Raw genomic sequence first — 21,914 nt, forward strand, 5'->3', positions numbered from 1 at the left:
CCGCGCACGGCCCGTGTCCCGTGTTCACGGGGTCGGGTCGCCGGTGTGCGCGGCCGGGCCGCCCACCGCGGCGGTGACGGGGTCGCCCCGTTCGACGGTGACGGGGACGCCGCCGGTGAGCCGCTCCAGGTGGGCCTTCAGCTCCTTCGAGGCGACGCCCTCGGCGGTGCTCGTCACGACGACCCCGGAGGCGTCCGACGCCGCGGAGAAGCTGTACACCGGGAACGCCGGGCGGGCCGGGTCGGCGGTCAGCCGGGCGACGGCCTCGTTCAGCGCGCGCCGGGTGTAGCGGCACAGGTAGAGGTCCGCGCGGCCCGGATCGACGGCCGGATCCGCCTTCCGGGCGGCCTCCAGCAGCTGCCGCCCCCGGCCGAGGTCGGTGACGCACAGCGCGACCCGGCCGGGCGGCTGGTCCGTGACGTGGCTCCCGTAGACGTCGGCGAAGGCCCCCCGGCCCTGCGCCCCGACGGCCTGCGACAGGCGGGCGGCCTCGGGGGTGTTGGCGGGGGTCCCGTCGACGGTGGCGGGCGCGGCGGTCGCCGAGCGGTCGAGGCCCCGGCAGACGGGCGCGGCCCCGGACGGCGGGAGCGGCGCGGGTGCCACCGGTCCGGAGGCGGCGCTGCCGCAGCCTCCGACCAGCCCGGCGGTGACGGTGGCGAGACAGGCGAGCGCGACGGCGGTACGGCGCATGGTCCCTCGATCCCCTGGACGGCCCTGCTCCGGACGCCCCTGAGACGCCCCCGCCACCGAACCGGTTCCCCGGGGAACCGGCCGGGGCGTTCCGGTGCGGTGGGACGCTGCCGGGGCGGTGGCCTTCCGCGGCGGGGCGCTTCCGCGGAGCGGTCTATCCGTGCGTGAACGAGGCCATCCGCAGGCCCGGGACGGGGGAGAAGTCGGCGCCCCGGACGAAGCCGAGGCGTTCGTAGAGGGCCACGGCCGGCGCGTTGGCCGCGCCCGTCGTCACCTCCACCGTCCGGCCCGGGAAGAGTTCCCCCAGCGCGTGCCGCAGCAGCAGCGAGGCGACGCCGCCGCGGAACCGGGACGGGTCCACGCAGAGCCGGTCGAGGGTGACGGGGCCGCCCGCCTCCGGTTCCTCCCAGGCGAGGAACCCGGCGATGCCCCCGTCCGGCGCCACCGCCCCCAGCCAGCGCAGCGGTCGCCCCCGCATCTCCTCAAGGCTCTCGCCCAGCGCGGGGATCCCGTCGAACCCGATCAGCTCCGCCTCCACCGCATACGCGGCCCGCCCGATCCGGTGCACGGCGGCGGCGGTGGCCCCGTCGGCAAGGTCCAGCGGACGTACGAGGGTGCTCGGCATGCGGGAGGGGTCCCTTCGGGGCGACGCGGACACGGCCCGGACACGCTACCGGCGCCCTCGGCGGAGCGCGGCGGAATTTCCCCTCGGGGACGGCCGGCCGGTGCCCGTGGCCTCCCCCGGCGGGCGGGCTGCGGACCCGCCGTGCCTCCGGCCGGCCCGGCCGGTCCGTGCGGCCGTCCTCCGGGGGCCGGGCCCGCCCCCCGGCCTCGCCGAGCCGGATCAGTGCGTGCGGCCGTCCCGCCTCCGCGCGGGTGGGGCCGGGCCCGGTGCGCGGTCGGGTGGTGTCGGTCTCGGAGCCTGGTGGTGCTCTCGGCGGGGCGTTCCGCGCGGGGCGGGCTTCGCCGGCGGGGTGGCGCGTGCGGGCGTGGCGCCGCTTCCGGGGCGGCTCGGGCGGACGACCGCCGGCGGGGCGGCCGGGATAACCGTTTAGCGGCGCGGCCACTCCGCTCGGTACGATTCACACGCGCCGGGACCACCGGCGCGTTCCCCGCCCGGCTGCCGCCGGGAAGGGCCCCCAGACTTCAGGAGAAACCGGTGTCAGACGTCCGTGTGATCATCCAACGCGATTCCGAGCGGGACGAGCGCGTGGTGACCACGGGCACTACGGCGGCCGAGCTGTTCACCGGCGAGCGCACCGTCGTCGCCGCGCGCGTCGCGGGCGAGCTGAAGGACCTCTCCTACGAGGTCCGCGACGGCGAGACCGTCGAGCCGGTCGAGATCTCCTCCGAGGACGGCCTGAACATCCTGCGCCACTCCACCGCGCACGTCATGGCGCAGGCCGTGCAGGAGCTCTTCCCCGAGGCCAAGCTGGGCATCGGCCCGCCGGTCCGCGACGGCTTCTACTACGACTTCGACGTGGCCCGCCCCTTCACCCCCGATGACCTCAAGGCCATCGAGAAGAAGATGCAGGAGATCCAGAAGCGCGGCCAGCGGTTCGCCCGCCGCGTGGTCTCCGACGAGGCGGCCCGCGAGGAGCTCGCGGACGAGCCGTACAAGCTGGAACTCATCGGCATCAAGGGCTCCGCGTCCACCGACGACGGTGCGAACGTCGAGGTGGGCGGCGGCGAGCTGACCATCTACGACAACCTCGACGCCAAGACCGGCGAGCTGTGCTGGAAGGACCTCTGCCGCGGTCCCCACCTGCCCACCACCCGCAACATCCCGGCGTTCAAGCTGATGCGCAACGCCGCGGCGTACTGGCGCGGCAGCGAGAAGAACCCGATGCTCCAGCGCATCTACGGCACCGCGTGGCCGTCGAAGGAGGAGCTGAAGGCCCACCTCGACTTCCTCGCCGAGGCCGAGAAGCGCGACCACCGCAAGCTCGGCAACGAGCTCGACCTCTTCTCCGTCCCGGACGAGATCGGCTCCGGCCTCGCCGTCTTCCACCCGCGCGGCGGCATCATCCGCCGGACCATGGAGGACTACTCGCGCCGCCGGCACGAGGAGGAGGGCTACGAGTTCGTCTACTCCCCGCACGCCACCAAGGGCGCCCTCTTCGAGAGGAGCGGCCACCTGGACTGGTACGCGGAGGGCATGTACCCCCCCATGCAGCTCGACGGTGGTACCGACTACTACCTCAAGCCCATGAACTGCCCGATGCACAACCTGATCTTCGACGCGCGCGGGCGCTCCTACCGTGAGCTGCCGCTGCGCCTGTTCGAGTTCGGCACCGTGTACCGGTACGAGAAGTCCGGCGTGGTCCACGGCCTGACCCGGGCCCGCGGCTTCACCCAGGACGACGCGCACATCTACTGCACCCGTGAGCAGATGGCCGAGGAGCTCGACCGCACCCTCACCTTCGTGCTGAACCTGCTGCGCGACTACGGTCTGACCGACTTCTACCTGGAGCTGTCCACCAAGGACCCGGAGAAGTTCGTCGGCTCGGACGAGGCCTGGGAGGAGGCCACCGCGGTCCTCCAGCAGGTCGCCGAGAAGCAGGGCCTCCCGCTGACCCCCGACCCGGGCGGCGCCGCGTTCTACGGCCCGAAGATCTCCGTGCAGGCGCGCGACGCCATCGGCCGCACCTGGCAGATGTCGACCGTCCAGCTGGACTTCAACCTGCCGGAGCGGTTCAACCTGGAGTACACCGCCCCCGACGGCTCCCGCCAGCGCCCGGTCATGATCCACCGCGCGCTGTTCGGCTCGATCGAGCGGTTCTTCGCGGTGCTGCTGGAGCACTACGCGGGCGCCATGCCGCCGTGGCTGGCCCCGGTCCAGGCGGTCGGCATCCCGATCGGCGACGGGCACGTGGAGTACCTCCAGGAGTTCGCCGCCGCGGCGAAGAAGCAGGGTCTTCGGGTCGAGGTGGACGCCTCCTCGGACCGCATGCAGAAGAAGATCCGCAACCACCAGAAGCTCAAGGTCCCCTTCATGATCATCGTCGGTGACGAGGACATGGCCGCGGGCACCGTCTCCTTCCGCTACCGCGACGGTTCGCAGGAGAACGGCATCGCGAAGGACGAGGCGCTGGCGAAGCTGGCCAAGGTCGTCGCGGACCGCGTCCAGGTCTGACGCACCACAGGAGGCCCCCGGGAAGTGATCACTTTCCGGGGGCCTTCCTCGTTCCTCCGGGCAAGGTCATATGCTGCGTCCTATGACGATTGAGCCGGAGCAGCAGATCGGTGTGGGCACGCAGGACGCGTTCCAGCGTCTGTGGACGCCCCACCGGATGGCCTACATCCAGGGCGAGAACAAGCCGACCGGCCCCGAGGCCGGGGACGGCTGTCCCTTCTGCGGGATTCCGGAGATGTCCGACCAGGACGGCCTCGTCGTGGCGCGGGGGAAGCACGTCTACGCCGTGCTGAACCTCTACCCGTACAACGGCGGCCACCTGATGGTCGTCCCGTACCGGCACGTCGCCGACTACACCGAGCTCGACGGCCCGGAGACGACGGAGCTCGCCGACCTGACCAAGCGGGCCATGGTCGCGCTGCGCAAGGCGTCCGGGGCGCACGGCTTCAACATCGGCATGAACCAGGGCGCCGCCGCGGGCGCCGGCATCGCCGCGCACCTGCACCAGCACATCGTGCCGCGCTGGGGCGGGGACACGAACTTCATGCCGGTCGTCGGGCACACCAAGGTGCTGCCGCAACTCCTCGCGGACACCCGCCAGATGCTCGCCGACGCCTGGCCGAACGACTAACCGGCGCGGCGGCGGGAACGCCGTTCCGCCAGGACCGCCTCCACGTCGAACTCGGCGAGGTTCAGCGGCGGGCCCGGCGGGGGGCGGCGCAGGGCGGTGCGGATCTTCTCGTTGACCTCCGTCAGGACCGCCCGGGCCCGGAGTTCGGTCGGGGCCGCCAGGGCCGCCTCGTGGGCGTCCTCGGCCTCCTTGCGCAGGGCCAGCGCGGGCGGCAGCGGGGAAAAGCCCTCGCGGTGCAGCTTCCCCTTGATCCACCACAGTTCGTCGTACGGGGCGTCCAGAGAGGCCAGCGGCTTGCCGAGGCCCGGCAGCCGGGCGAAGTCGCCCCGGTCGGCGGCCTCCCTGATCTGCCGGTCCACGAAGGACTCGAAGCCGACCCCGGGCGGCTTGCGCTCGGTCACGGCGGCACCTCCCCGGGGGCGGTCCGGACGACCCCTCCAGCCTACCTACGCGTCGTAGACGTCCGCCTTGCGCGGCGCGGGCTCCTGGATCAGGCCGTTCATGATCGAGGAGCGGTTGGTGAAGGCCGACGTGTCCACGCCGTTCTCGTCCAGCACCCTGAAGGCCGCCGCGTGCACCGCGCGCAGGACCGGGGCCACGGTGCGCAGGGCGTCGTCCGCCATGAAGCGGTGGCGCCACATCGAGCCCGCCCAGACGTGCCGCAGGCCGAAGGGCTCGGGCAGGACCAGCTTGCCGCCGAAGTAGTCCAGCAGCGGCGGGTACCAGGTCAGCGGGGCGCGCACGGCGAGGCGCACGACCTCGCTCGCGTCCACCAGCGGCAGCGGCCGCTCGACCGTCTCCCAGAAGCGGATGGACTTGGGGACCTCGACCACCGGCGGCTTGGACTTGGTGGTGAACAGGCCGTGCACGGGGCCCAGGGCGTGCGCGGTGACGTCCACGCGCAGGGTCTTGTAGAGGACGGTGACGGTGACCAGCATCGTGATCACGAGCTGGCCGTCCCAGAGCGGCCACTGGATGCCCAGGTAGTGCCGGTTGCCGGCGCTGAACTGCTGCTCGTTGCAGATCCGGGTGATCTCGTGCGGCTTGATCATGAACGTGTCCACGTCCTCGCCGCCGGGCCGGGCGACCTCCGCGGCGCCCTCGCCGACGGGGGTGACGATCCAGTGCTGGATCGAGGCGGGCGGGAAGCCGCCGGTGTGCAGGGGGCCGCGCTCCAGCTTGCGCAGCTGGGTGTCGATCGCGCGTATGACGTCCCAGCTGCGGAACGGGTGGATCTCGTGGCCCTCGGTCTTCGGGGTCAGTTCCTCGGCCATCTGCCAGCTGCCCCAGCGGGTGCCCATGCCGAGGATGCCCTTGGGCCCGGCGTAGAAGACGGAGTTGCTGCGGTCCTCGGCGGTGAGCTTGGCCAGCTGGTGGCGCAGGTCCTCGCGGGCCTTCTCGTCGGGGTTGCCGGGGACCGCCTCGGGGATCTTGGCGGTGACCACTCCGCCGCCGCCGAGCAGGCCGTCCCAGCGGGAGCGCAGGTCGGCGGCGGTCCGCTCGCAGATCCGGCGGGCCCCGTACCAGCCGAGGACGGGGGCGACGATGGAGCCGAGCAGGTAGAGCTCCAGCAGTCCGCTGCCGGGCTGGCGGTAGGCCACGCGGTAGAGCAGGACGGCGGCGATGAGGGCCACGCCGACCAGCAGGACGGTGCCGATCCAGGAGTTCTTCCCGTCGCCCTGGGTGAGGGTCTTGCGGAGCTGGAAGAGGCCCAGCCACATCAGCAGGCCGGGCAGGAAGACCACTCCGCAGACCAGCATGATCAGGCGCAGCCGGCGGTCGCGCTCCTTGCGGATGCGGGAGGCGGACAGGCAGTGCTCCACGACGGTCTGGGGGTCGGCGCCGAAGGACTGGATGAGCGGCTTGCGGCCCGCGCCGAGGGTGCGGGCCTCGACGGCGCGGCAGAAGGCCTCGCCGAGGTTGGGTTCGAGGAGGGAGATCTTCGGGGCCTTGACCGAGGCCGGGTGGTTCTCGCTGTTGGCCGCGAGGATGTCCTTCAGCTTGGTGTCCCCGCCGCCGTCGCGGTACGCGGCGGACGCGAGCGCGTTGGTCGCGGCGGTCTGTCCGCCGCCGCCCTGCAGAGGAATCTGTGCCCCGGGCCTGAAGTCGAAACCGTCGTCCGCCACCGCTGCCCCCATCGCCGTGCCACTGTGCTCCGTGCCGGTCGTGCCGTCGTGCCGTGCTGTCGTGTTGCCGTGCTGTCTGTCGTGCCGTCGTGCCGTCGTGCGTGTTGCGCTCTGTCGTGGTCCGTTGTGCTCTGCGTCGCGCCGAAGAGCCTAGCGGCGGAGTCGATCCCATGGTCATGGGACAGGGAAATACCGCCCACCGCAAGCGGGTTGGGTGGGCGGTGGCCGGAGCGCCGGGTGTGCGCTATGTCAACGGGCTTCCCTTCTCGGCCTGTTCGCGCACCTTGTCCGCCAGGTGCGGGGGCATCGGCTCGTGCCGGGCGTAGGTTCGGCCGAACCGGCCGGTGCCGTGGGACACCGAGCGCAGGTCGACGGCGTAGCGGCCGATCTCGATCTCGGGGACCTCGGCGCGCACCCGGGTGCGGCCCGGTTCGGCCTGGTCGGTTCCGACGACGCGGCCGCGACGGCCGGCCAGATCGCTCATGACCGGGCCCACGTACTCGTCGGGGACGACGACGTCGAGCTCGGCGACGGGCTCCAGCAGGTGGATCGGGGTCTGTGCGGCGGCCTCGCGCAGGGCGAGCGCGCCGGCCGTCTGGAAGGCGGCGTCGGAGGAGTCCACCGAGTGCGCCTTGCCGTCGAGCAGGGTGATCCGTACGTCGACCAGCGGATGGCCGGCCGCGACGCCGCGGGCGGCCTGGGCCCGTACGCCCTTCTCCACGGAGGGGATGAACGAGCGGGGCACGGCCCCGCCCACCACCTTGTCGACGAACTCGATCCCGCTGCCGGGCGGGAGGGGCTCCACCTCGATCTCGCAGATCGCGAACTGGCCGTGCCCGCCGGACTGCTTGACGTGCCGGCCGCGCCCGGCGGCCTTGGCGCCGAAGGTCTCGCGCAGGCTGACCTTGTGGGGGACGGGGTCGACCTGGACCCCGTAGCGGGTGCGCAGGCGCTCCAGGGCGACGTCCTGGTGGGCCTCGCCGAGGGACCACAGGACGAGCTGGTGGGTGTGCGGGTTCTGCTCCAGGCGCATCGTGGGGTCCTCGGCGACCAGCCGCGCCAGGCCCTGGGAGAGCTTGTCCTCGTCGGCCTTGCTGTGGGCCTCGATGGCGAGGGGGAGCAGCGGTTCGGGCATCGCCCACGGCTCCATCAGCAGGGGGGCGTCCTTGGCGGAGAGGGTGTCGCCGGTCTCGGCGCGGGTGAGTTTGGCCACGCAGGCGAGGTCGCCGGCGATGCAGGCGGCGAGGGTGCGCTGCTGTTTGCCGAAGGGGGAGGTGAGGGAGCCGATGCGCTCGTCGACGTCGTGGTCCTCGTGGCCCCGGTCCTCCATGCCGTGCCCGGAGACGTGGACGGTCTCCTCGGGGCGCAGCGTGCCGGAGAAGACGCGGACGAGGGAGACGCGGCCGACGTAGGGGTCGGAGGAGGTCTTGACGACCTCGGCGAGCAGCGGCCCGGCGGGGTCGCAGACGACGTCGGGGCGCGGGCTGCCGTCGGGGGCGGTGACGGTGAGGGGGGCGCGTTCGGCGGGGGTGGGGAAGCCGCCGGTGATCAGTTCGAGGAGTTCCACGGTGCCCAGGCCCTGGCGGGCGCCGTCGGCGGCCGGGGCGGCCATCAGGACGGGGTGGAAGGTGCCGCGGGCGACGGCCCGCTCCAGGTCGTCGATCAGGGTCTTGAGGTCGATGTCCTCGCCGCCGAGGTAGCGGTCCATGAGGGTCTCGTCCTCGCTCTCGGCGATGATCCCCTCGATGAGGCGGGAGCGGGCCTCGTCGATGAGGGCGAGTTCGCCGGGGTCCGGGTCGCGTTCGACGCGCTGGCCGGAGGTGTAGTCGTGGACGCGCCGGGAGAGCAGGCCGAGCAGGCCGTGGACGGGGCGGTGGCCGTCGGGGCCGGGGGAGCCGAGGAGGGGGAGGTAGAGGGGGATGACCGCGTCCGGGTCGTCGCCGCCGAAGATCTCGCCGCACACGGAGGCCATCTGCGAGTAATCGGAGCGGGCTGCCTCCAAATGGGTGACGACGATGGCGCGCGGCATGCCGACGGCCTCGCACTCGTCCCAGACCATCCGGGTCGCCCCGTCGATCCCGTCGGCGGCGGAGACGACGAAGAGGGCCGCGTCCGCGGCGCGCAGACCGGCCCGCAGCTCCCCGACGAAGTCGGCGTATCCGGGGGTGTCCAGGATGTTGATCTTGATTCCGGCCCACTCGACCGGGACCAGGGAGAGCTGGACGGAACGCTGGCGGCGCTGCTCGATCTCGTCGTAGTCGGAGACCGTGCCCCCGTCCTCGACCCGTCCGGCGCGGTTCACGGCCCCCGCGGTCAGGGCCAGGGCCTCGACCAGGGTGGTCTTGCCGGCGCCGCTGTGGCCGACCAGCACGACGTTCCGTACGGAGTCCGGGCGGTCGGCCGTCAGTGCCCTGCCGGCGGCCCCGGCTTGGTGTGATGTGGGTCCCATGATGCTCGTGCCTCCCGGTGTCGCGGTGAAGGAGGGTGATCGGCGTCCTTCGAGCTTTGCACCGGCGTCACACTGCGTCCATACGTCGTACCGGTCACGGACGGGCGCGCGGAGGGGCACCCGGACGGGGTCGGCCGAAGGATCGCGCCGGGCGAACCGGAGGGTGCGGGGCGCCCCGCACCCGGGGTGCTGGCTACGATGGGCCAGCCGGTGGCCGTGGTGGCCGCGCGGCCCAGCGACCCTCTGGGAAGGCCATGCTGAACAAGTACGCGCGTGCATTCTTCACGCGTGTTCTCACGCCGTTCGCCGCATTTCTCCTCCGCCGGGGGGTGAGCCCCGACGCGGTCACGCTGATCGGCACCGCCGGCGTGGTGGCCGGGGCGCTGGTCTTCTTCCCCCGGGGCGAGTTCTTCTGGGGCACGATCACCATCACCCTCTTCGTCTTCTCCGACCTGGTGGACGGGAACATGGCCCGCCAGGCCGGGGTCTCCAGCCGCTGGGGCGCCTTCCTCGACTCCACCCTCGACCGGGTGGCCGACGCCGCGATCTTCGGCGGCCTCGCGCTCTGGTACGCGGGCTCGGGCAACGACAACATGCTGTGCGCGGTGGCGATCTTCTGCCTGGCCAGCGGCCAGGTGGTCTCGTACACCAAGGCCCGCGGCGAGGCGATCGGCCTGCCGGTGGCCGTCAACGGGCTCGTCGAGCGCGCCGAGCGCCTGGTGATCTCGCTGGTCGCGGCCGGCCTGTCCGGGCTCCAGACCTTCGGCGTCCCCTCCTGGATCGGCGTGCTGCTGCCCGTGGCCCTGTGGGTGGTGGCGGCGGGCTCGCTCGTCACGCTGGTCCAGCGGGTGGTCACCGTACGCCGCGAGGCCGCCGAGGCCGACGCGGCGGCCCCCGCCGAGGGCGGCGCGGCCTGATGGGGGCGGCCAAGGACAAGCTGGTCGACGGGCTCTACGGGCTCGGCTGGGCCGGCGTCAAGAAGCTGCCCGAGCCGGCGGCGGCGGCCCTCGGCCGCAAGATCGCGGACGTGGCCTGGAAGCGCCGCGGCAAGAGCGTGCTGCGCCTGGAGTCCAACCTGGCCCGGGTGGTCCCCGACGCCGGGCCCGAGCGGCTGCGCGCCCTCTCCCAGGCGGGCATGCGCTCGTACATGCGCTACTGGATGGAGTCGTTCCGCCTGCCCGCCATGGACCCCCGGCGGTTTGGCACGGACGTCTCCCTCAAGGACGACCACATCCTGCGCGAGGCCCTCGCCTCCGGCCGCGGCGTGATCGTGGCCCTGCCGCACCTGGCCAACTGGGACCTGGCCGGAGCCTGGGTCACCAGCCACGTCGGCGTCCCCTTCACCACCGTCGCCGAGCGGCTCAAGCCCGAGTCCCTCTACGACCGCTTCGTGGCCTACCGGGAGAGCCTGGGCATGGAGGTCCTCCCGCACAGCGGCGGGGCCGCCTTCGGCACCCTCGCCCGCAGGCTCCGCTCCGGCGGGCTGGTCTGCCTGGTCGCCGACCGGGACCTGTCCTCCTCCGGCGTCGAGGTGGACTTCTTCGGCGCCACCGCCCGGATGCCCGCCGGGCCCGCGCTGCTGGCCCAGCAGACCGGGGCGGCCCTGCTGCCGGTCACCCTGTACTACGGGGACGCCCCGAGGATGCACGGCCGGATCCACCCCGAGGTGGAGGTCCCCGCGGCCGGGACCCGGACGGAGAAGACCGCCGCCATGACCCAGGCGGTCGCCGACGCCTTCGCCTCGGGGATCGCCGAGCACCCGGAGGACTGGCACATGCTCCAGCGGCTGTGGGTCGACGACCTGGAGGAGCGCCCGTAGTGAAGATCGGCATCGTCTGCCCGTACTCCTGGGACGTACCGGGCGGCGTCCAGTTCCACATCCGCGACCTGGCCGAACACCTGATCCGCAGCGGCCACGAGGTCTCGGTCCTGGCCCCCGCCGACGACGAGACCCCGCTGCCCCCCTACGTGGTCTCGGCGGGCCGGGCCGTCCCGGTGCCCTACAACGGCTCCGTCGCCCGGCTGAACTTCGGCTTCCTGTCGGCCGCCCGCGTACGGCGCTGGCTCCACGAGGGCGTCTTCGACGTCATCCACATCCACGAGCCGGCCTCCCCCTCCCTCGGCCTGCTGTCCTGCTGGGCGGCGCAGGGGCCGATCGTGGCCACGTTCCACACCTCCAACCCCCGCTCGCGGGCGATGATCGCCGCCTATCCGATCCTCCAGCCCGCGCTGGAGAAGATCAGCGCCCGGATCGCCGTCAGCGAGTACGCCCGGCGCACCCTCGTCGAGCACCTCGGCGGGGACGCCGTGGTCATCCCCAACGGCGTCGACGTCGACTTCTTCGCCAAGGCCGACCCCAACCCCGAGTGGAGCGGGCGGACCCTCGGCTTCATCGGCCGCATCGACGAGCCGCGCAAGGGCCTGCCCGTGCTCATGGCAGCCTTCCCGCGCATCGCCGAACAGTGCCCGGACGTACGCCTCCTCGTGGCGGGCCGCGGCGACGAGGAGGAGGCCGTCGCCTCGCTCCCCGCCGAGCTGCGCCCGCGCGTGGAGTTCCTCGGCATGGTCTCCGACGAGGACAAGGCCCGGCTGCTGCGCAGCGTCGACGTGTACGTGGCCCCCAACACCGGCGGCGAGAGCTTCGGGATCATCCTCGTCGAGGCCCTGTCCGCCGGCGCGGCCGTCCTCGCCTCCGACCTCGACGCCTTCGCGCAGGTCCTCGACCAGGGCGCGGCCGGGGAGCTCTTCGCCAACGAGGACGCCGGCTCCCTGGCGGACGCTGCGGTCGCCCTGCTGCGCGACCCGGCCCGGCGCGCAGAACTGAGCGCCCGCGGCTCGGCCCACGTACGCCGCTTCGACTGGTCGACGGTCGGCGCGGACATCCTGGCCGTCTACGAGACGGTCACCGACGGCGCGGCCGCCGTGGCCGCCGACGAACGCGTCCCGCTGCGCACCCGCCTCGGCTTCTCCCGGGAGGCGTAGCGGGCCCGCCGGGCCGCGGGGCGGGCGGGCGGCGCGCGGGAGCGGGTAGTGTCGCCGCCCGTGATCGAAAACCTTGTCTGGATCGCGGTGGCGCTCGGCGCCGTCGGGGTCTACCTCAGCTGGACCGCCGGGCGGCTGGACCGGCTGCACACCCGGATGGACGCCGCCCGCGCCGCCCTGGACGCCCAGCTCGTCCGGCGCGCCTCCGTCGTCCTGGAGGTGGCCACCTCCGGGGCGCTCGACCCCGCCTCCTCCCTCGTGCTGTACGAGGCCGCGCACGCCGCCCGGCAGGCCGAGGAGGAGCACCGCGAGGTCGCCGAGAGCGAGCTCAGCCAGGCGCTGCGCGCGGTGTTCGCCGACGCCGGCCAGGTCGAGGCGCTCAAGTCCGCCCCCGGGGGCGAGGGGGCCGCCGAGGAGCTGGCCGCGGCGGTGCGCCGGGTGCCGATGGCCCGGCGCTTCCTCAACGACGCCGTACGGGCCGCCCGCGCGCTGCGCAGGCACCGCAAGGTCCGCTGGTTCCGGCTGGCCGGGCACGCGCCGTTCCCGCTCGCCTTCGAGATGGACGACGAGCCGCCGGCCGACCTCGCGGACCGTCCGGCGTAGGCCGACGGCCCGGACCGCCCGGCGTAGGCCGACGGCGGGCCCGGCACTGGGCCGAACGGGTCCACCAGGGCCGCCGGGGACAAAACAAAGAGCCACCGGCTCCATATTGGCCCTTGTAGTGGACTGGTCGGTGGGGTTTCCTCTGCCGGGTAGTACCCGTCTTCCTTTCGAGTTCCCTTCGAGTGAGGTCACCCCGTGAGCACGCTTCCCACCTCCCCCCAGTCCGCTGAGTCGGCCATCGGCACGTCCCGCGTCAAGCGCGGCATGGCCGAGCAGCTCAAGGGCGGCGTGATCATGGACGTGGTCAACGCCGAGCAGGCCAAGATCGCCGAGGACGCCGGCGCCGTGGCCGTCATGGCCCTGGAGCGGGTTCCCGCCGACATCCGCAAGGACGGCGGCGTGGCCCGCATGTCGGACCCGAACATGATCGAGGAGATCATCGAGGCCGTCTCCATCCCGGTCATGGCCAAGTCCCGCATCGGCCACTTCGTCGAGGCCCAGGTGCTCCAGTCCCTCGGCGTCGACTACATCGACGAGTCCGAGGTCCTGACCCCGGCCGACGAGGTCAACCACTCCGACAAGTGGGCCTTCACCACCCCCTTCGTCTGTGGTGCCACCAACCTGGGCGAGGCCCTGCGCCGCATCGCCGAGGGCGCGGCCATGATCCGCTCCAAGGGCGAGGCCGGCACCGGCAACGTCGTCGAGGCCGTCCGCCACCTGCGCCAGATCAAGAACGAGATCGCCAAGCTGCGCGGCTTCGACAACAACGAGCTGTACGCCGCCGCCAAGGAGCTGCGCGCCCCGTACGAGCTCGTCAAGGAGGTCGCCGAGCTCGGCAAGCTCCCCGTCGTGCTGTTCTCCGCCGGTGGCGTCGCCACCCCGGCCGACGCCGCGCTGATGCGCCAGCTCGGCGCCGAGGGCGTCTTCGTCGGCTCCGGCATCTTCAAGTCCGGCGACCCGGCCAAGCGCGCCGCCGCCATCGTGAAGGCCACCACCTTCTTCGACGACCCGAAGGTCATCGCGGACGCGTCCCGCAACCTGGGCGAGGCCATGGTCGGCATCAACTGCGACACCCTCCCCGAGGCCGAGCGCTACGCCAACCGCGGCTGGTAGGGCACCCCACGATGAACAACCCCCCCGTGATCGGTGTCCTGGCCCTCCAGGGCGACGTACGGGAGCACCTGATCGCCCTGGCCTCGGCGGACGCCGTGGCCAGGCCGGTCCGGCGTCCCGAGGAGCTCGCCGAGGTCGACGCCCTGGTGATCCCCGGCGGCGAGTCCACGACCATGTCGAAGCTCGCGGTCCTGTTCGGCATGCTGGAGCCGCTCCGCGAGCGCGTGCGCGCCGGCATGCCCGTCTACGGCACCTGCGCCGGCATGATCATGCTGGCCGACAAGCTGCTGGACGGCCGTGACGACCAGGAGACGCTCGGCGGCATCGACATGATCGTGCGCCGCAACGCCTTCGGCCGGCAGAACGAGTCCTTCGAGGCGAAGGTCGACTTCGCGGGCATAGCGGACGGCCCCGTCGAGGGCGTCTTCATCCGCGCCCCCTGGGTCGAGTCGGTCGGCGCCGCCGCCGAGGTCCTCGCCACGTACGACGGCCACACGGTCGCCGTCCGGCAGGGCAACGTCCTCGCCACCTCGTTCCACCCGGAGCTGACCGGCGACGACCGTGTGCACGCGTACTTCGTCGACATGGTGCGCGCGGCGCTGTAATCAGGTCCCGGTAGGATCAGGGACGAACACTGTTGGTTACGCGAAGGAGACAGGCGGATGTCCGGCCACTCTAAATGGGCTACGACGAAGCACAAGAAGGCCGTGATCGATGCCAAGCGCGGCAAGCTCTTCGCGAAGCTGATCAAGAACATCGAGGTCGCGGCCCGTATGGGCGGCGCCGACATCGACGGCAACCCGACGCTGTTCGACGCCGTCCAGAAGGCCAAGAAGCAGTCCGTCCCCAACAAGAACATCGACTCCGCGGTCAAGCGCGGCGGCGGCCTCGAGGCCGGCGGCGCCGACTACGAGACGATCATGTACGAAGGCTACGGCCCGAACGGTGTCGCGGTGCTCATCGAGTGCCTCACCGACAACCGCAACCGCGCCGCCTCCGACGTCCGCGTCGCCATGACCCGCAACGGCGGCTCGATGGCCGACCCGGGTTCGGTCTCGTACCTGTTCAACCGCAAGGGCGTCATCCTGCTGCCCAAGGCCGAGCTCTCCGAGGACGACGTCCTCGACGCGGTCCTCGACGCCGGTGCCGAAGAGGTCAACGACAACGGCGACACCTGGGAGATCATCAGCGAGGCCACCGACCTGGTCGCGGTCCGCACCGCGCTCCAGGAGGCCGGCATCGACTACGACTCCGCCGACTCCAGCTTCGTCCCGACCATGCAGGTCGAGCTCGACGAAGAGGGCGCGCGCAAGATCTTCAAGCTGATCGACGCGCTGGAGGACAGCGACGACGTCCAGAACGTCTTCGCCAACTTCGACGTCTCGGACGAGGTCATGGAGAAGGTCGACGCCTGATCGCCCGACTCGCACCACTCGTGACGGCGGGCCGACGGGACACACCCCGTCGGCCCGCCGTCGCATTGTCAGTGCGGGCGGATAGCCTGCACGGACAGGCGAGCGGTGACCGGATGAGGGGGGTGCGGTGAGGGTACTGGGTGTGGACCCGGGGCTGACGCGGTGCGGTGTCGGTGTGGTCGAGGGGGTGGCCGGGCGGCCCCTGACCATGGTCGGCGTCGGCGTCGTGCGCACCCCCGCCGACGCCGAGCTCGGGCACCGGCTTGTCGCCATCGAGCGCGGCATCGAGGAGTGGCTCGACGAGCACCGGCCGGAATTCGTCGCCGTGGAGCGGGTCTTCAGCCAGCACAACGTCCGCACCGTGATGGGCACCGCCCAGGCCAGCGCCGTCGCCATGCTGTGCGCCGCCCGTCGGGGCATACCGGTCGCCTTGCACACCCCCAGCGAGGTCAAGGCCGCCGTCACCGGCAGCGGCCGGGCCGACAAGGCGCAGGTCGGGGCCATGGTGACGCGGCTGCTGCGGCTGGCCGAACCGCCCAGGCCGGCCGACGCCGCCGACGCGCTGGCCCTCGCCATCTGCCACATCTGGCGGGCCCCCGCCCAGAACCGCCTCCAGCAGGCGGTAGCCCAGCACGCCTCCGCCTTGAAAGGCCGTACGAGATGATCGCCTTCGTCAGCGGCCCGGTCGCCGCGCTCACCCCCGCCCTGGCCGTGATCGAGGTCGGGGGAGTGGGGATGGCCGTGCAGTGCACCCCGAACACCCTCGCCGGCCTGCGCGTCGGCGAACCGGCCCGGCTGGCCACCTCCCTGGTGGTCCGTGAGGACTCCCTGACCCTGTACGGCTTCGCGGACGACGACGAACGCCAGGTCTTCGAGCTCCTCCAGACCGCCAGTGGCGTCGGGCCGCGGCTGGCCCAGGCGATGCTCGGGGTGCACAGCCCCGACGCGCTGCGGCTCGCCGTGGAGTCGGGGGACGAGAAGGCGCTGACGGCGGTGCCCGGGATCGGGAAGAAGGGCGCGCAGAAGCTGCTGCTGGAGCTGAAGGGGAAGCTCGGGGCGGCTCCGACGGTGGTCGGCGCCCAGCGGGTGCCCGCCGCGTCCGGGCCCGCCCCGTGGACGGAGCAGCTCACGGCCGCCCTCATCGGGCTCGGCTACGCGTCCCGGGACGCGGAGGACGCGGTGGGGGCGGTGACCCCGCAGGCCGAGGCCGCCATCGCCTCCGGCGGCACGGCCCCCGTTCCCCAGCTGCTCCGGGCCGCCCTCCAGTCCCTGAACCGGGCCCGCTGACGGACCGCCGCCGCGCGGGCCCCGCGCAGCGGCGCACCGCAGCCACCGCACCCGGTACCAACCAGAAGGCAGACTGAGCAGCGTGAACCGGTACGACGAAACCGACGCCCCCGAGCCGGACCGGCTGGTCGCGGCCGCCGCCGACGGCGAGGACACCGCCGTCGAGGCGGCCCTGCGCCCGAAGGACCTCGGCGAGTTCGTCGGCCAGGAGAAGGTCCGCCAGCAGCTGGACCTCGTCCTGAAGGCGGCCCGCCAGCGCGGCGCCACCGCCGACCACGTCCTGCTCTCCGGCGCGCCCGGCCTCGGCAAGACCACCCTCTCCATGATCATCGCCGCGGAGATGGGCGCGCCCATCCGGATCACCTCCGGCCCGGCCATCCAGCACGCCGGCGACCTCGCCGCGATCCTCTCCTCCCTCCAGGAGGGCGAGGTGCTCTTCCTCGACGAGATCCACCGCATGTCCCGGCCCGCCGAGGAGATGCTGTACATGGCCATGGAGGACTTCCGCGTCGACGTGATCGTCGGCAAGGGCCCCGGCGCGACCGCCATCCCGCTGGAGCTGCCCCCGTTCACCCTGGTCGGCGCCACCACCCGGGCCGGCCTGCTGCCGCCCCCGCTGCGCGACCGCTTCGGGTTCACCGGGCACATGGAGTTCTACGCGCCCGAGGAGCTCCAGCGCGTGGTCCACCGCTCCGCCCGCCTCCTCGACGTCGAGATCGACACCGCCGGCGCCGCCGAGATCGCCGGTCGCTCCCGCGGCACCCCCCGCATCGCCAACCGCCTGCTGCGCCGCGTCCGCGACTACGCCCAGGTACGGGCCGACGGGGTGATCACCCGCGAGGTGGCCGCCACGGCCCTCCAGGTGTACGAGGTGGACGCGCGCGGTCTCGACCGGCTGGACCGGGCCGTGCTGGAGGCCCTGCTCAAGCTGTTCGGCGGCGGCCCCGTCGGGCTGTCCACCCTGGCCGTCGCCGTGGGGGAGGAGCGGGAGACGGTCGAGGAGGTCGCCGAGCCGTTCCTGGTCCGGGAGGGCCTGCTGGCCCGTACCCCCCGGGGCCGGGTCGCGACCCCCGCCGCATGGGCTCACCTGGGACTTGTTCCCCCGCAGCACCCGGGTGGCGGATCAAGCGGACAACAGGGCCTGTTCGGGGTCTGACGGCGCGGAGGTTCGACCGGTCAGGAACTGCGGTGCCATGCTGGGCGTTGTTCCATCGGTGTGGACTCGCCTAGACTCCGCCGATGCCGACCCTTCGGGTCGGCGTGCCCACCCCCGTAGAAAAAGGCCGTCTCCCGCGCGGTCGTGGATAGGATCTCCGTCCCGTGAATCTCGTGACACTCCTCCCGTTCATCGTGCTCATCGGGGCGATGTTCCTGATGACCCGCTCCGCCAAGAAGAAGCAGCAGCAGGCCGCGCAGATGCGCGACCACATGGCGCCCGGTACCGGCGTCCGAACCATCGGCGGCATGTACGCCACGGTCAAGGAGATCGGTGACGACACCGTCACCCTTGAGGTGGCCCCCGGCGTCCACGCGATCTACGCGAAGAACGCCATCGGCGCCGTGCTGGAGGACGAGGAGTACAACCGCATCGTCCACGGCATCACCGAGACCCCGGAGGACACTCCGGTCGTTCCCGACGACGCCTCCTCGCTGACCGACGGCGACGCCCCCAAGCTCGACCTGGGCAAGAAGGACGAGCCCAAGGGCGACGACGAGCCGAAGGACGGCAAGACCGACGGCGAGCCCGGCGCCAAGTAGCGGCGGGCAGGGACCGCGGTGGTGCCCGACCGGCATCCGCCGCGGTCCCCGCAGTGAACTTCTGCGGGGGGCAGGGGTCCCCACCACACATTTCGTGGCCGTCCGCGCGCTGACCCGGCGCAGGACGGTTGGACAGGGAGATACGACAAGGTGGCAGCACCGAAGAAGGGCCGGCGGCCCACGGGGGCTCAGGGGAGTCCGGGGCGCGCCCTGGCCTTCATCCTGATCGCGATGGTGGCGCTCACCACGGGGATGTTCCTCTCTCATCAGACGACCCCTCGCCTGGGCATCGACCTGGCGGGCGGTACGAGCATCACGCTCAAGGCGAAGAGTGAGCCCGGCAAGCCGGACGCGGTCAACGAGACCAACATGAACACCGCGGTCGGCATCATCGAGCGCCGTGTCAACGGTCTCGGTGTCTCGGAGGCCGAGGTCCAGACCCAGGGCCGCGACCACATCATCGTGAACATCCCCAAGGGGACGAACGAGCAGCAGGCGCGCGAGCAGGTCGGCACCACCGCCCAGCTGTACTTCCGCCCCGTGCTCGCCTTCGCGGACGGCGCCCCCGCCGCCCCCGAGACCAAGCCGAGCGGCTCCCCGAGCCCCTCCGCGAGCGGTTCCGGCGCCCCGAAGGCCGAGGGCGGCTCCAAGCCGTCCGCGTCGGCCACCCCGTCGTCCAGCGCCACTTCCCAGGGCCGTGTGCTCAGCGAGGCCCTCAAGGCCCCGGGCACCCCCACTCCCTCGCCCTCGGCGAGCGAGTCGAAGAAGGCAGACGACAACAAGGCCGCGCCGTCCGCCCAGGCCTCCGGTTCCCCGTCGGCCCCGGCCCCCGTGCCGACGCCGCCGGCCGACCCGGCCGTCGCCGGGCTCCAGGCCAAGTTCGCGGCGCTGAACTGCACCAATGAGGAGCAGCGCGCCGCTGCGGGCAAGGGCGTCAAGCCCGAGGACCCGATGATCGCCTGTGGCAAGCGCGGCGCCCAGTGGGGCAAGTGGATCCTCGGTCCCGCCCAGGTCGCCGGTACGGACGTGAAGGACGCCAAGGGCGTCATCGACCAGCAGCGCGGTCAGTGGATCGTCACCATGCAGTTCACCGACAAGGGCGCCGACAAGTTCGCCAAGATCACCGGTGAGCTCGCCACCAAGACGCCCCCGCAGAACCAGTTCGCGATCGTCCTCGACGGCGAGGTCATCTCCGACCCCTCCGTCAGCCAGGCGCTGACCGGCGGCAACGCCGAGATCTCCGGCGGCTTCACCCAGCAGTCCGCGCAGGACCTGGGCAACATGCTCTCCTACGGCGCCCTGCCGCTGTCCTTCCAGGAGGACAGCGTCACCACCGTCACCGCCGCGCTCGGCGGGGAGCAGCTGAAGGCCGGTCTGATCGCCGGTGCCATCGGCCTGGCCCTCGTCGTGATCTACCTGCTGGTCTACTACCGCGGTCTGGCCTTCATCGCGATCGTCAGCCTCCTGGTCTCCGCGGTCCTCACGTACACGATCATGGCGCTGCTGGGCAAGGGCATCGGCTTCGCCCTGAACCTGCCCGCCGTCTGCGGTGCCATCGTCGCCATCGGCATCACGGCCGACTCGTTCATCGTGTACTTCGAGCGCATCCGCGACGAGATCCGCGAGGGCCGCACGCTGCGTCCGGCCGTCGAGCGGGCCTGGCCGCGCGCCCGCCGCACCATCCTGGTCTCCGACTTCGTGTCGTTCCTCGCCGCCGCGGTGCTCTTCATCGTCACCGTCGGCAAGGTCCAGGGCTTCGCCTTCACGCTGGGCCTGACCACCCTGCTCGACGTGGTCGTGGTGTTCCTCTTCACCAAGCCCGTCATGACCCTCCTGGCGCGGACGAAGTTCTTCTCCAGCGGCCACCCGTGGTCCGGCCTCGACCCGAAGCGGCTCGGCGCCAAGCCGCCGCTGCGCCGGTCCCGCCGCACCGGCCCCGTCCCCGCCCCCGTCGACGCAAAGGAGGCGTGAGATGTCGAAGCTGGGAGATATCGGCGCCAAGCTGTACCGCGGTGAGGTCGGTTACGACTTCGTCGGCAAGCGCTTCGTCTGGTACGGCGTCTCCGTCCTGATCACCATCACGGCGATCGTGGCGCTGGCCGTCCAGGGCCTCAACATGGGCATCGAGTTCAAGGGCGGCGCCGTCTTCACCACCCCGAAGACGAGCGTGTCCGTCGCGCGGGCGACCGAGGACGCGGAGAAGGCCTCGGGGCACGACGCGATCGTGCAGGAGCTCGGTACCGGCGGTCTGCGCATCCAGATCTCCGGTCTGGACACCGACTCCGCCGCCTCCGTGAAGAAGCAGCTCGGCACCGACCTCAAGGTCGACGCCGGTCAGATCAACGCCGACCTCGTCGGCCCGAGCTGGGGCGAGCAGATCGCGAACAAGGCCTGGACCGGCCTCGCGATCTTCATGGTCCTCGTGGTGATCTACCTCGCCATCGCCTTCGAGTGGCGGATGGCCGTCGCGGCCCTGGTCGCCCTGATCCACGACCTCACCATCACCGTCGGCGTGTACGCGCTCGTCGGCTTCGAGGTCACCCCGGGCACCGTGATCGGTCTGCTGACCATCCTCGGTTACTCCCTCTACGACACCGTCGTCGTCTTCGACGGTCTCAAGGAGGGCGCGAAGGACATCACCAAGCAGACCCGCTGGACCTTCAGCGACGTCGCCAACCGCAGCATCAACGGCACCCTGGTCCGCTCGATCAACACCACCGTCGTGGCGCTCCTGCCGGTCGCGGCCCTGCTGTTCATCGGCGGCGGCTTCCTCGGCGCGGGCATGCTCAACGACATCTCGCTGTCGCTGTTCGTCGGCCTCGCGGCCGGTGCGTACTCCTCGATCTTCATCGCCACCCCGCTGGTCGTGGACCTCAAGGAGCGCGAGCCGGCGATGAAGGCGCTGAAGAAGCGCGTGCTCGCCAAGCGGGCGGCCGCGGCCGCCAAGGGCGAGGACGTCGACGCCGACACCGCCGACGGGGACGAGACCCCGCAGGTCGTGGCCCAGGGCGGCCAGGGGAGGCGGCGCCGGTGACCACCGCGAGCTGCACCCCCGAGGTCCGTGAGCTGCTGCTCAGCCGGATCACCGACGTCCGGGACTACCCGAAGCCGGGGGTGGTGTTCAAGGACATCACCCCGCTGCTCGCCGACCCCAAGGCGTTCGGCGCGCTGACCGACGCCCTGGTGGACCTGGCCGCCCGGTACGGCGCGACGAAGATCGTCGGGCTGGAGGCCCGCGGGTTCATCCTCGCGGCCCCGGTCGCCGTGAAGGCGGGCATCGGCTTCATCCCCGTGCGCAAGGCCGGCAAGCTGCCGGGCGCCACGCTCGCGCAGGCCTACGAGCTGGAGTACGGGACGGCGGAGATCGAGGTCCACGCGGAGGACCTGTCGGCCGGTGACCGGGTCATGGTCATCGACGACGTCCTGGCCACCGGCGGCACCGCCGAGGCCTCGCTGGAGCTGATCCGGCGGGCCGGGGCCGAGGTCGCCGGCGTGGCGGTCCTCATGGAGCTGTCGTTCCTCCCGGGCCGGGAGAAGCTGGCCGGTGCCCTGGCGGGCGCCCCGCTGGACGCGCTGATCGTGGTCTGACGCTCCGCATCCCGCTCTGCCGAAACGGCGGGCCCCCGGGGACACCCCGGGGGCCCGCCGTTCTTTCGAGCCGGGGTGGAACGGAGCTCGGGTGCCGTCTTGCGGAGCGGCCGCGGAGAACGGGCCGGCGGAACGC

Annotated in this window: 21 protein-coding genes; 16 read left to right on the forward strand and 5 right to left on the reverse strand. The window is 72.3% G+C overall.

Annotated features, from left to right (window positions below; translation table 11 throughout):
• Positions 1–24: 24 nt before the first annotated feature.
• Together ACZ5NJ_RS01290 and ACZ5NJ_RS01295 are read right to left on the reverse strand one after the other, a co-directional pair.
• The gene (locus tag ACZ5NJ_RS01290) at positions 25–690 is read right to left on the reverse strand and encodes a hypothetical protein (RefSeq protein ID WP_468761392.1); all 666 of its coding nucleotides are present in this window, start codon (positions 688–690) and stop codon (positions 25–27) included.
• Between the two features lie 154 nt (positions 691–844).
• A complete protein-coding gene (locus ACZ5NJ_RS01295) occupies positions 845–1,315 on the reverse strand; it encodes a GNAT family N-acetyltransferase (protein ID WP_468761394.1) in 471 nt (156 codons plus the stop codon).
• A gap of 534 nt (positions 1,316–1,849) precedes the next feature.
• On the opposite strand from ACZ5NJ_RS01295, the gene thrS reads away from it, so the two are divergent.
• Both thrS and ACZ5NJ_RS01305 read left to right on the forward strand, forming a co-directional pair.
• Complete coding sequence (gene thrS / locus ACZ5NJ_RS01300; RefSeq protein WP_468761396.1) at positions 1,850–3,826, forward strand: threonine--tRNA ligase; 1,977 nt, start codon at positions 1,850–1,852, stop codon at positions 3,824–3,826.
• A gap of 70 nt (positions 3,827–3,896) precedes the next feature.
• On the forward strand, positions 3,897–4,457 hold the full coding sequence (locus ACZ5NJ_RS01305) for an HIT family protein (protein WP_468761398.1): 561 nt from the start codon (positions 3,897–3,899) through the stop codon (positions 4,455–4,457).
• On the opposite strand, the gene ACZ5NJ_RS01310 is transcribed toward ACZ5NJ_RS01305, so the two are convergent.
• The 3 genes from ACZ5NJ_RS01310 to ACZ5NJ_RS01320 form a co-directional block, all read right to left on the reverse strand.
• Entirely contained in the window at positions 4,454–4,858 is a 405-nt protein-coding gene (locus ACZ5NJ_RS01310; RefSeq protein ID WP_468761400.1) for a DnaJ family domain-containing protein, read from the reverse strand. The two genes, ACZ5NJ_RS01305 and ACZ5NJ_RS01310, sit on opposite strands and share 4 nt — an antisense overlap.
• 45 nt (positions 4,859–4,903) lie before the next feature.
• Positions 4,904–6,583 carry a hypothetical protein gene (locus ACZ5NJ_RS01315; protein ID WP_468761402.1) on the reverse strand — a complete coding sequence of 560 codons (1,680 nt, stop codon included), beginning with the start codon at positions 6,581–6,583 and terminating at the stop codon, positions 4,904–4,906.
• A gap of 244 nt (positions 6,584–6,827) precedes the next feature.
• Positions 6,828–9,032 (reverse strand): elongation factor G-like protein EF-G2, encoded by a 2,205-nt coding sequence (locus tag ACZ5NJ_RS01320; protein ID WP_468761404.1) that lies wholly within the window; start codon positions 9,030–9,032, stop codon positions 6,828–6,830.
• A gap of 254 nt (positions 9,033–9,286) precedes the next feature.
• Between ACZ5NJ_RS01320 and pgsA the strand changes: the two genes are divergently transcribed.
• The 14 genes from pgsA to ACZ5NJ_RS01390 all read left to right on the forward strand — a co-directional run bounded on the left by pgsA (position 9,287) and on the right by ACZ5NJ_RS01390 (position 21,778).
• Complete coding sequence (pgsA, locus tag ACZ5NJ_RS01325; RefSeq protein ID WP_468761406.1) at positions 9,287–9,949, forward strand: phosphatidylinositol phosphate synthase; 663 nt, start codon at positions 9,287–9,289, stop codon at positions 9,947–9,949.
• Positions 9,949–10,851, forward strand: coding sequence for a phosphatidylinositol mannoside acyltransferase (locus ACZ5NJ_RS01330; protein WP_468761408.1), 903 nt, complete (start codon positions 9,949–9,951; stop codon positions 10,849–10,851). Before pgsA ends, ACZ5NJ_RS01330 begins: the two co-directional genes overlap by 1 nt.
• Positions 10,851–12,014, forward strand: a complete 1,164-nt coding sequence (locus ACZ5NJ_RS01335) for a glycosyltransferase family 4 protein (protein ID WP_468761410.1) — start codon at positions 10,851–10,853, stop codon at positions 12,012–12,014. Before ACZ5NJ_RS01330 ends, ACZ5NJ_RS01335 begins: the two co-directional genes overlap by 1 nt.
• Before the next feature lie 60 nt (positions 12,015–12,074).
• Positions 12,075–12,617 (forward strand): LemA family protein, encoded by a 543-nt coding sequence (locus ACZ5NJ_RS01340; protein ID WP_468761412.1) that lies wholly within the window; start codon positions 12,075–12,077, stop codon positions 12,615–12,617.
• A gap of 195 nt (positions 12,618–12,812) precedes the next feature.
• Positions 12,813–13,730, forward strand: coding sequence for a pyridoxal 5'-phosphate synthase lyase subunit PdxS (gene pdxS, locus ACZ5NJ_RS01345; protein WP_079425083.1), 918 nt, complete (start codon positions 12,813–12,815; stop codon positions 13,728–13,730).
• 11 nt (positions 13,731–13,741) lie between these two features.
• A complete protein-coding gene (gene pdxT, locus ACZ5NJ_RS01350) occupies positions 13,742–14,335 on the forward strand; it encodes a pyridoxal 5'-phosphate synthase glutaminase subunit PdxT (RefSeq protein WP_468761415.1) in 594 nt (197 codons plus the stop codon).
• A gap of 57 nt (positions 14,336–14,392) precedes the next feature.
• Positions 14,393–15,145 carry a YebC/PmpR family DNA-binding transcriptional regulator gene (locus tag ACZ5NJ_RS01355; protein WP_468761417.1) on the forward strand — a complete coding sequence of 251 codons (753 nt, stop codon included), beginning with the start codon at positions 14,393–14,395 and terminating at the stop codon, positions 15,143–15,145.
• Positions 15,146–15,272: 127 nt separating this feature from the next.
• Positions 15,273–15,809: a crossover junction endodeoxyribonuclease RuvC gene (gene ruvC / locus ACZ5NJ_RS01360; RefSeq protein ID WP_468761419.1), complete on the forward strand. Its 537-nt coding sequence runs from the start codon at positions 15,273–15,275 to the stop codon at positions 15,807–15,809.
• Complete coding sequence (gene ruvA, locus ACZ5NJ_RS01365; protein WP_468761421.1) at positions 15,806–16,432, forward strand: Holliday junction branch migration protein RuvA; 627 nt, start codon at positions 15,806–15,808, stop codon at positions 16,430–16,432. Before ruvC ends, ruvA begins: the two co-directional genes overlap by 4 nt.
• 82 nt (positions 16,433–16,514) lie before the next feature.
• Positions 16,515–17,588 carry a Holliday junction branch migration DNA helicase RuvB gene (gene ruvB, locus ACZ5NJ_RS01370; RefSeq protein ID WP_468761423.1) on the forward strand — a complete coding sequence of 358 codons (1,074 nt, stop codon included), beginning with the start codon at positions 16,515–16,517 and terminating at the stop codon, positions 17,586–17,588.
• Between the two features lie 164 nt (positions 17,589–17,752).
• Positions 17,753–18,190, forward strand: a complete 438-nt coding sequence (yajC, locus tag ACZ5NJ_RS01375) for a preprotein translocase subunit YajC (protein WP_468761425.1) — start codon at positions 17,753–17,755, stop codon at positions 18,188–18,190.
• A 150-nt stretch (positions 18,191–18,340) separates the two neighbouring features.
• Positions 18,341–20,161 (forward strand): protein translocase subunit SecD, encoded by a 1,821-nt coding sequence (gene secD / locus ACZ5NJ_RS01380; RefSeq protein WP_468761427.1) that lies wholly within the window; start codon positions 18,341–18,343, stop codon positions 20,159–20,161.
• Between the two features lies 1 nt (position 20,162).
• Positions 20,163–21,224 carry a protein translocase subunit SecF gene (gene secF / locus ACZ5NJ_RS01385; RefSeq protein ID WP_468761429.1) on the forward strand — a complete coding sequence of 354 codons (1,062 nt, stop codon included), beginning with the start codon at positions 20,163–20,165 and terminating at the stop codon, positions 21,222–21,224.
• A complete protein-coding gene (locus ACZ5NJ_RS01390; protein WP_468761431.1) occupies positions 21,221–21,778 on the forward strand; it encodes an adenine phosphoribosyltransferase in 558 nt (185 codons plus the stop codon). Before secF ends, ACZ5NJ_RS01390 begins: the two co-directional genes overlap by 4 nt.
• Positions 21,779–21,914: the final 136 nt, after the last annotated feature.

This window comes from Streptomyces sp. NPDC032091 (genome assembly GCF_055580265.1).